The sequence below is a fragment of the Streptomyces sp. 8K308 genome, from assembly GCF_004348315.1.
Classification (GTDB): Bacteria; Actinomycetota; Actinomycetes; order Streptomycetales; family Streptomycetaceae; genus Streptomyces.
On record NZ_SMKC01000305.1, the window covers coordinates 1 to 8,649 of the forward strand.

Consider the following 8,649-nt stretch of genomic DNA (forward strand, 5'->3'; position numbering starts at 1 on the left):
TGCCGGAGCCAACCATGGCGAAGCCTTCAACCCATCATCGATACGGGCATAGAGTGCTGTCGCGAGGGTGTCCACATCTGTCTTCACACGCCGACATTGGACACCCTCGCATCATGCCCGCAGGCCAACCCCTTGGACTCATTCATCTAGGCGTCCCGGCGGCGGTCGCGGATCTCGGGGAGTCGCTGGAAGCCGGCCGACTCGTAGGTGGCGACGGCGCCGACGTTGGAGCTCGGGGTGTACACGATCGCGCTCGACGAGCCCAGCTCCTGGAGCGCGGCCGCCGCGGCGGCGGTGATCGCCCTGCCGTGGCCGTGCCCGCGATGCTCCCGATGTACGCCCATCGGCTCCAGCAGCCCCGGCTTCCCAGGACCGGCCGACCACACCGTCACCACCGCCACCGCCTTGTCCTGGTCGTCGTACGCCACCAGACACCGGGCGTCGGCGTACGGCGATCCTGCCGCCATGGCGTGCCAGCGCTCGTCGGTGAACGTCGCCCCGTCGAACGACGCCCGCAGTACGGCGGTCCACACCGGTGCCCGCTTCGGCCCGACCGCCTCGATCCGCACGCCCGGGTCCCGCACCGGATCCGCGAGGTCGCGGCGCAGCGGCGTCCACGGCTCGTCGGTGCTCCAGCCGGCCCCGGACAGCAGATCCTGGACCAGTGCGCCCACCGGCGCCTCGACGTACGCCTTCCCCACCGGAAGCACGCCGCGCTCCGGCTCGGTCACGTCATCAACCAGCCGCCGCGCCAGTTCCTCGTCTCGCTGGACGTCCGGCGCGAAGGTCACACGCAACAGGTGGGGGCCGTCCAGCAGTCCGACGGCGAGAATCCGCCCGTCCCGGCTCCAGGTCCTGACCGCCGCGGCCGTCGCCTCCGCGCCGAACCGCCAGAACCAGCCCAGGTCCCCCGGGTGAAGCTGCCACGGCGCCCCGTCGTACTGCCACTCCCGCAGCACGCCCACAGCCTCGTTCAACCCGTCGGCTTCCGGCGTGCCCAACACGATCGTCATGCCCCCGATCGCACATCACCGAGCCGAGAGCCCGCACCCGGTTTTGGCGCACCGCGGGGAGGGACGCTGTCACGTCTCCTTCTCCTCGGCAGGCAGCCTGGTCTCGACCCGCCCGTCCACGACCCGGGTCTCGAAGGCCGGCTGCGGGGCCGTCGCCGGCCCGGTGACGTTCCAGCCGTCGGTCAGCCGGAAGGTGCTGCCGTGCCACGGGCACCGTACACAGCCCTCGGCGATCTCCCCCTCGGACAGCGGGCCGCCCATGTGGCTGCACCGGTCGGCGAGCACCCGCAGGGTGTCGGCCGTCTCCCGGAACACCAGGACCGGAACGTCCCGCACGGTGGCGGTGACCGGGGTGCCGATCGGGAAGTCGTCGAGGGTGCCGAGGGGGTGCCAGCCGGGCTCCAGCGCGGCGACGACCTGGTCGGCGTGGTTCACGCCGGCGGCCTGACGGTAGGCGAGGTGCCCGCCCAGGGCGCCCCCCAGGCTGACGGTGGCCAACCCGGCGTACCCCCAGCCGCGGCCCGCCACCCGGCGGCCCCGCAGCCGGGCGGACAGGGATGCTATGTACATGGCGACGGCGGCGGTGTTGGTCGCGGCGTGCAGCAGGCCGACGCGCATCTGCGGTTTGCGCAGCTCCGCCCAGTCGGCCAGGCCGGCGAGCGCGGCCGGGACCGCCGCGGTCAGCCCGGCCGCGACCAGCAGGCCGGCGGCGCGCCGGCGTCCCGGCAGCAGGTCGAGGATCGCCGCCGACGTCCAGGTGCCGATCGGGATCTGGACCATGGCGGGGTGCGTGGGGTGACCGAGCCAGGTGCCGTGCAGGGCGTCCCGGAATCCGGCCGGCATGGCGCGCACCGCGTCGCGCAGCGGGGGGATCACCGCGTCGGCACGGCGCGAGCCCTCGATCCGGTCCATGGCGGACAGCACCGGGCCCGGGCCCTGGGGACTGGTCACCAGGCCGCGGAGAAACCCGCCGAACATCTGGGAACCGTGGAACAGTGAACCTCGGGAAACGGCCATTGCCGCCGAGTTCCCCCCGGTGCGGAAAGCAAACGGCGCGGCGGAGACCAACGCCCACCCACCGGCGTCGAGTGCTGCCGCGGCCGACTCGGGGAGGGGGCGGTCATCAGCCGCCGGCGAGTACCCGGACGGCGTCGCGGGCGGCGACGAGCGCCTCGGAGTGCTGCTGCTGGGCGAGGTCCCGCAGGCCCTCCATCCCGGGGGTGGTGGCGGCGAGGGTGAGTTCGCGTTTGATGACGGTCAGCTCGGCCTGCCAGATGTCGGCCAGGACCCGCTCCAGGTAGGGAGTGGAGTGGTCCCAGCCCTCCCGCGGGGTGCCGGGTCCGTAGCCGCCGCCCAGGGCGGTGACCAGCACGGTGGGGTGCCCTTCAGCAGCGGGGTGTTGGGGCCGGCGCCGGTGATGACGAGGTCCACCCAGGTCTTGAAGTGCTGGGAGGCACCGTAGTTGTACAGCGGGACGGCCAGGATCGCGGCGTCGGCGTTCTGCACCTCCTCGGCCAGGCCGCACCCAGCGGAGACCACCGGCTTCCTCGGCGACGCCTGGCAGACGCTGATCGAGCGCCTGGTTCGCTGACGGCAACCCTGCCGCCAGCCAGGGTGGTGGGCCATGAGGCCAAGGGATCACGTGCCGTCGGCTCGGATAGCATCAGCGCCGTGTCTGGTGCTTCGAGCGCGGCTCCTTGTGCCGCGGTGACGAGGACGCTCCGCTAGCGGCGGGGCGTTCGTCTGACTTCCGTTGAACGTTCCGCCGCTCCGTGGTTGGACCGGAGCGGCACGTTCGTGCTGCTCGGATTCTTCTGGGCAACGGAGCACTCGGTGTTCTCAGGCATTCTCTTCTCGCCCCGGGACGGATCATCCCCGGTGCGTGCGTGGCTGGTGCTGTGCTGCACGGGCATGCTGTAGTTCTTCGTCGCGGTTGACGTGACCGTGGTCAGTGTCGCCCTGCCCTCGATCGGCGCCGACTTCGGGGTCGACGGTCACGCCCTGACCTGGGTCGTGGTCGGGCACACGATCACCGGTGGTGGGCTGCTGATGCTCGGCGGCCGGCTGGGCGATGTGCTCGGCAGGCGCCGCATCCCCCTGCTCGGCACGACGCTCTTCGGTGCCGCGTCCCTGCTGGCCGGGCTCGCGCCGTCCTTCGCCGTGCTGGTGACGGCCCGAGGCTGTTGCAGGGCGCCGGGGAGGCGATCGCGCTTCCGGCGGCGATGGCCGTGATCGTGCTCATGTTCCCCGAGGGGCCGCGCAGGTCGCGGGCGCTGAGCGTGTGGGCGGCCGTCGCGAGCTGTGGCCTCGTCCTCGGGTTCCTGGTCTCCGGGATCATCACCCAGCTGCTCGGCTGGCGGTGGATCTTCCTGGTTCCGTGCCGTTCATCCTGGTCGTGCTCGCCGCCACAGCCGTTCTCATGCCGAGTCAACAGCCTGCCGAGCCGACACAGCTGGACCTTCCCGGTGCGCTCCTGCTGGTCGCGGCTCCGCTGTTGTTCACCCTCGGCGTCGTCGAGGGGCGGAAGAAGCGGACGGCACGCCGCCCTGGCTGCCGCCGGTGGCGCTCGTCGGCGCGGTGGTGGCCGGCGCCCTGTTCGTCAGGGTCGAGCGCCGTGCACGGAACCACTCGTGCCGCCGCGGTTCCTCCGCAACCGGCCGCGCGTCCTGGCCAACCTCGCCACCGCTCTGCTGAGCGCGGCCCTGTCCACCTCGTTCCTGCTCTTCACCTACTACCTGCAGGATCGGTCGAGCGCCGGACCGCTTCGGGCCGGTCTGACGATGCTGCCCCTGGCGGTGTCCCTGATCCTGGCCTCGGTGCTGGTGCCAGGGCTGCTCGGACGGTGGGGTGCCCGGGCCTGTGTCCTGGCCGGCATCGGCTTCACCACGCTGGCGATGGCGGTCATCGCCCTGGTCTCCGCTCTCGGGGCCACCGGTCTGGCGATGGTTCCGCCACGATGCTCGTCGCGGCCGGGATGGGGTTCGGGATCGTCGGGCTGCGGTACGTCGCCGTGACCGGAGTGACCGAGGACGAGGCGGGCATCGCCTCCGGCGTTCAGCGAGCCGCCGACCAGCTGGGCGGTTCCGCCGGTGTCACGCTCTACGTCGGCGTCGGGTTCGTTCCCACCCTGGACGGCGCCGACCCGTTCCTCGCCAGCAGCTTCCTGGCCATCGTCGGACTCGCCGCAGCCGGGGTCGTCGCCTGGCGGATCTCCCTGTCCGCCGCGGTGCTGGAGGACACGCTCCGGTGAGTTCGGGCAGGGCCGCGCCCGTCTGGCGGTCCGGTCGGGCGCGGCCCTGCCTTGCGCCCGTCGGGTTGGCGCTGGCTGCCAAGGGCTTGGCACGTGCTGCCATGTACCGGCTCGCGGGCGCCGTGGACCATGAGCGGCGGGAGTCGTCGGCGGCGCGCTGAACGTCGACTCGGGTCCGTGCCCTGGGTGACGCGCTCGCGCCCGGCCGGCAGGGCCACGCCCACGTCCCTCGCCTGGAAGTCGACCACGTCGGAGTTCCTATGGAACGCAGCATTCCCAGGTACACGCTCAAAGGCGTGCCCGAAGCCGAATCGTCCGTCGTGAACGGGTGCGACGTGACCTCGGCCTGAGGCTGGGGCTGACCCGGTTCTGGCGGGCCAAGGCCGAGGACATCGTCCTGCTCGTGCACGGGCTGACCGCGTCCAGCGACATGTTCGTCATGCCCGAGCACTACAACCTGGCCCGCTACCTCCTCGACAACGGACTCGAGGACGTGTGGGCACTCGACTCACGGATGAGCAACCGGTTCCCGTACAACACGGAGCCGGGCCAGCACACCCTCGACGACGTCGCCCACTACGACTACCCGGCCGCGCTGGCGGAGGTGCGCCGGCACGTGGGGCGGCGGCGGATCCACGTCATCGCGCACTGCGTCGGCTCGACCTCGTTCATGATGAGCCTGTACGGCGGGGCCGTGACCGGGGTGGCCAGCGTGACCTGCCAGAGCGTGGCGCTGGTCGTCCGGGTGCCGAGGTGGTCGCGCTGGAAGCTGGACCTCGCCCCCGAGGTTCTCGAGCTCGGTCTGGGACTGACCGCCGTCGATCCGCAGATGGCTGCCGCCTCGCGATTCAGTCGGGGACGGTTGCTGTCCCGGCTGGTGTCGCTCGCCCACCAGGAGTGCGACAACCCGGCCTGCCACATGGTGAGTTTCATGTGGGGCACCGGTTGGCCGGCGCTGTTCAGCCACGCCAACCTGACACCGGCCACCCATGACCGCGTCGCCGACCTGCTCGGCCCGGTCGGAGTGCACTACTACCGGCACATCCGGAAGATGGTCAGGGCCGGCCGCGCCGTGAAGTACGACGCGGGCGACCGGCGGCACGCCGACCTGCCGGACGACTACCTGGTCGACGCGGCGCGGCAGAGCACACCGGTCCTGTTCCTGACCGGCGCCCACAACAACGTCTTCAGGGACGCGAACGTCGCCTGCCACCGGCTCCTCTCGCGGTACGCCCCCGACCTGTACGAGTTGGCGGTGCTGCCCGGCTACGGCTACGTCGACCCCTTCTGGGGCAAGGACGCGCACCGGGACGTGTTCCCGGTGATGCTCGACTTCCTGAAACGGCGGGCGAACTGACATGCCGGACCACGACGCCCCCACCCGAGCACGTGGACGCCGTGGTCGTCGGCTCCGGTTTCGGCGGCTCCGTGACGGCGTACCGGCTGGCCGAGGCCGGCCTTTCCGTGGTGCTGTTGGAGCGCGGCCGGCCCTATCCGCCCGGTTCCTTCGCCCGTACCCCGGCGGAGCTGGGCCGCGCCTTCTGGGACCCGGCAGCGGGCCTCTACGGCCTCTTCGACGTGCGCAGCTTCCGCAGGTTCGACTCCGTGGTGGCCAGCGGCCTCGGCGGCGGCTCCCTCGTCTACGCCAACGTGCTGCTGCGCAAGGACGAGCACTGGTTCGTCGACGAGCAGCCGCTGCCGAGCGGCGGGTACGAGTCGTGGCCGGTGAGTCGCGCCGATCTGGACCCCCACTACGACGCGGTGGAGCGCATGCTCGGCGCCACGCCCTATCCGCTGGACCGTCCCCCCTACACGCGAACGCCCAAGACACACGCGATGCGGGAGGCCGCGGGCATGCTCGGCTTGGACTTCCAACTGCCGCCGCTCGCCGTCAGCTTCGCGCCCGAGCCCGGCGCCGACCCAGAACCGGGGCTCCCGATCAGCGGGCCGGCGTACGGCAATCTGCACGGCACGGGCCGCAGGACCTGCCGGCTGTGCGGCGAGTGCAACCTCGGCTGCAACGACGGGGCGAAGAACAGTCTCGACCACACCTATCTCTCCGCCGCCCGACACCACGGCGCCGACCTGCGCGCCCACCACGAGGTGCGGGCCATCCGCCCCCTCTCGGGCGGCGGATACGCGGTTGACTACCTGCGGCACGCCCCGAACCACGCGGATCGACGGGACGGGCACCGCGGGCCTCCGGCGACCCGGACCATTGGCTGCGACCGGCTGGTGCTGGCCGCCGGTACCTATGGCACCTCCGCCCTGTTGCTGCGTTCCCGCAGGTTTCTCCCCGGCCTGAGCCCGGCCCTCGGCACCCGGTTCTCGACCAACGGAGATCTGCTCGCCATCCTGGTCAGGGCCGGACGCGACGGCCGCCCGCGGCCTCTGGAGCCCAGCCGGGGTCCGGTGATCACGGCCGCGATCCGACTGCCCGACGCACTCGACACCGCACTCGACACCCCGGGTGAGACCGGGCGCGGCGGATACCTCGAGGACGGCGGGTACCCCGGCTTCGTCGACTGGCTCGCGGAAGGCGCCCACCTCCCTCAGCAACTCTCCCGGGGCATGCGTTTCGCGCTGGGGCGGATCCTCGCGAACGCCGCCCGCGCGCCGGAGACCCACCTGTCCCGGGCGGTCTCGGAACTGGTCGGGCAGGGGCTGCTCTCCAGCACCTCCTTCCCGCTGCTCGGCATGGGCCGGGACACCCCGAACGGCGTGCTCCGGCTGCGCGACGGTCGGCTGGACGCCGACTGGAGCCCGGCCGCGAGCGCCGCGTACTTCGACCGGCTGCGCGACACCATGCGGCAGGTGGCCGACGTCCTGGAGGCCCGCCACATCGACAACCCGCTGTGGTACCGAAAGCGCGTCGTGTCCGTCCACCCCGTCGGCGGCGCGCCCATGGCACACCACGCCGCGGACGGGGTGTGCGACCCGTACGGCGAGGTCCACGGCCACCCCGGACTCTACGTGGCGGACGGCGCGGCGCTCCCCGGACCGGTGGGCACCAACCCCTCGCTCACCATCGCCGCGTTGGCCGACCGGATGTGCACCCACCTGCTGGAGCACCGCTCCGCCACGCCGGCCGGGCGGTCGGCGCACCTGCCGCCCACGGCCACCACGTACCGCGAGTCCACCTCCCTCACCTTCACCGAGCGCATGCGTGGTTCCTACCAACCCGGGGCACGGCATCCGGGCGCGGCGAGTGCGACCGAGGAGTACGCCTCCCCGGCGCAGCGCATCTCGGCACGGCTCACGGTCACGATTGTCGACGTGGACGACTTCCTGGACGAACCCGGTCACCGGGCCGGAATCGACGGCTGGATCGACGCGCCAAGCCTCGGCGGGCGACGGCCGATCCTGCGGGGCACGCGCCACATGTTCTCCCCGAACGACGGGCCAGAAGGCCGAGCTCTCACGTACCGGCTGCACTTCACCGACGCCGAGAACCGCCCCCGCGCCCTCACCGGACGCAAGGAGCTGACGGGCGAAACCCCGCTGAGTCTCTGGCCGGAGACGACGGTCCTCCCCTTCCGGCTGTTCGACGGCCACGTCCGAGGTCCGGGGGAACAGTCGGCCACGGTGGTCGGTGCGGGGCGGCTGAGCATCCCGCTCACCGAGTTCCTGCGGCAGTTGACGACCTTCCGGACCACCGGACCGCGCGACGCGGCCGCGCTCGACCGCTTCGGCCGGTTCATCCTCGGCCGGCTGTGGCACCTCTACGCGCCGCGGACTCCTTGGCGCGGCCGGAAGCGAACCTGACCACGGCCCGGCGAGAAGGCCGCGAGGCGAGGCGCGGGAGGGCTGCCGGGGGCGGCTGACGAGGGATCTGGCGGGGTGGCGCCGGCCGAGGAAGACCGCGATGCCGTGGCCGTCGGGGGCCGGGTGGGTGGCCTGGACCCAGCCCCGGCGGCGGTGGAAGGCGACGGCTCGGGGCGAGCGGAGCGAGGTGAGCAGCCAGGCGCGGCCTTCGGGGGCGTCGGCGGTCACGGCCCGCAGGAGGTCGGCGGCGAGGTCGGTCCCGCGGGCGGTGGTGCGGACGGCCAGTTCGTCGACCTCGCGGGCGCCGCACAGCCAGTCCGCGGTGCGGTCCGGGCCGAGGTCGGCGGCGGTGAATCCCGGTCGGCGGATGTCCGCCGGCAGCCGGCCCGCGAACCCCTTCCGGGGTGGGGCACAGAAGGCCGTTGTTGCCAACAGTGTGCAACAAGCCGCGCCGCCGAAATGCGTCCGGGCGGGTTCGGCCAAGGCGTCACCTCGTGGAACCCGCGGGCGATCCGGGCCGACTACCGATCCGAATGGCGGCACGCGGAACTTCTCGTGCCGTACGTGTGTTCCGGTCCACACACGCCGCGTCTACTCTCAGGAGAAACGCACGTGAGGGAC

7 protein-coding genes and 2 pseudogenes are annotated in these 8,649 nt (G+C 72.4%); 4 read left to right on the forward strand and 5 right to left on the reverse strand.

The genetic code is table 11. The features are described from left to right. Positions 1-146 precede the first annotated feature (146 nt). The 4 genes from E1265_RS29155 to E1265_RS39785 all read right to left on the reverse strand — a co-directional run bounded on the left by E1265_RS29155 (position 147) and on the right by E1265_RS39785 (position 2,519). A complete protein-coding gene (locus E1265_RS29155) occupies positions 147-1,013 on the reverse strand; it encodes a GNAT family N-acetyltransferase (RefSeq protein WP_132933993.1) in 867 nt (288 codons plus the stop codon). A 69-nt stretch (positions 1,014-1,082) separates the two neighbouring features. Then, the gene (locus E1265_RS29160; protein WP_243741193.1) at positions 1,083-1,991 is read right to left on the reverse strand and encodes a Rieske 2Fe-2S domain-containing protein; all 909 of its coding nucleotides are present in this window, start codon (positions 1,989-1,991) and stop codon (positions 1,083-1,085) included. Positions 1,992-2,136: 145 nt separating this feature from the next. Next, positions 2,137-2,385 (reverse strand): hypothetical protein, encoded by a 249-nt coding sequence (locus E1265_RS39780; RefSeq protein WP_243741195.1) that lies wholly within the window; start codon positions 2,383-2,385, stop codon positions 2,137-2,139. Beyond that, the gene (locus tag E1265_RS39785) at positions 2,271-2,519 is read right to left on the reverse strand and encodes an NAD(P)H-dependent oxidoreductase (protein ID WP_243741194.1); all 249 of its coding nucleotides are present in this window, start codon (positions 2,517-2,519) and stop codon (positions 2,271-2,273) included. Before E1265_RS39785 ends, E1265_RS39780 begins: the two co-directional genes overlap by 115 nt. Here E1265_RS39785 and E1265_RS40450 point away from each other — a divergent pair. The 4 genes and pseudogenes from E1265_RS40450 (at position 2,476) to E1265_RS29180 (ending at position 8,028) form a co-directional block, all read left to right on the forward strand. Then, positions 2,476-2,604 (forward strand): hypothetical protein, encoded by a 129-nt coding sequence (locus E1265_RS40450; RefSeq protein WP_279571472.1) that lies wholly within the window; start codon positions 2,476-2,478, stop codon positions 2,602-2,604. The two genes, E1265_RS39785 and E1265_RS40450, sit on opposite strands and share 44 nt — an antisense overlap. 347 nt (positions 2,605-2,951) lie before the next feature. After that, a pseudogene (locus E1265_RS29170) lies at positions 2,952-4,263 on the forward strand (MFS transporter). Between the two features lie 328 nt (positions 4,264-4,591). Continuing rightward, entirely contained in the window at positions 4,592-5,620 is a 1,029-nt protein-coding gene (locus tag E1265_RS29175; protein ID WP_207931256.1) for an alpha/beta fold hydrolase, read from the forward strand. A gap of 32 nt (positions 5,621-5,652) precedes the next feature. Continuing rightward, positions 5,653-8,028 carry a GMC family oxidoreductase gene (locus E1265_RS29180; protein WP_207931257.1) on the forward strand — a complete coding sequence of 792 codons (2,376 nt, stop codon included), beginning with the start codon at positions 5,653-5,655 and terminating at the stop codon, positions 8,026-8,028. A gap of 48 nt (positions 8,029-8,076) precedes the next feature. Here E1265_RS29180 and E1265_RS40455 read toward each other — a convergent pair. Continuing rightward, positions 8,077-8,421 (reverse strand): annotated as a pseudogene (locus E1265_RS40455) (GNAT family N-acetyltransferase); the annotation flags it as partial. Positions 8,422-8,649: the final 228 nt, after the last annotated feature.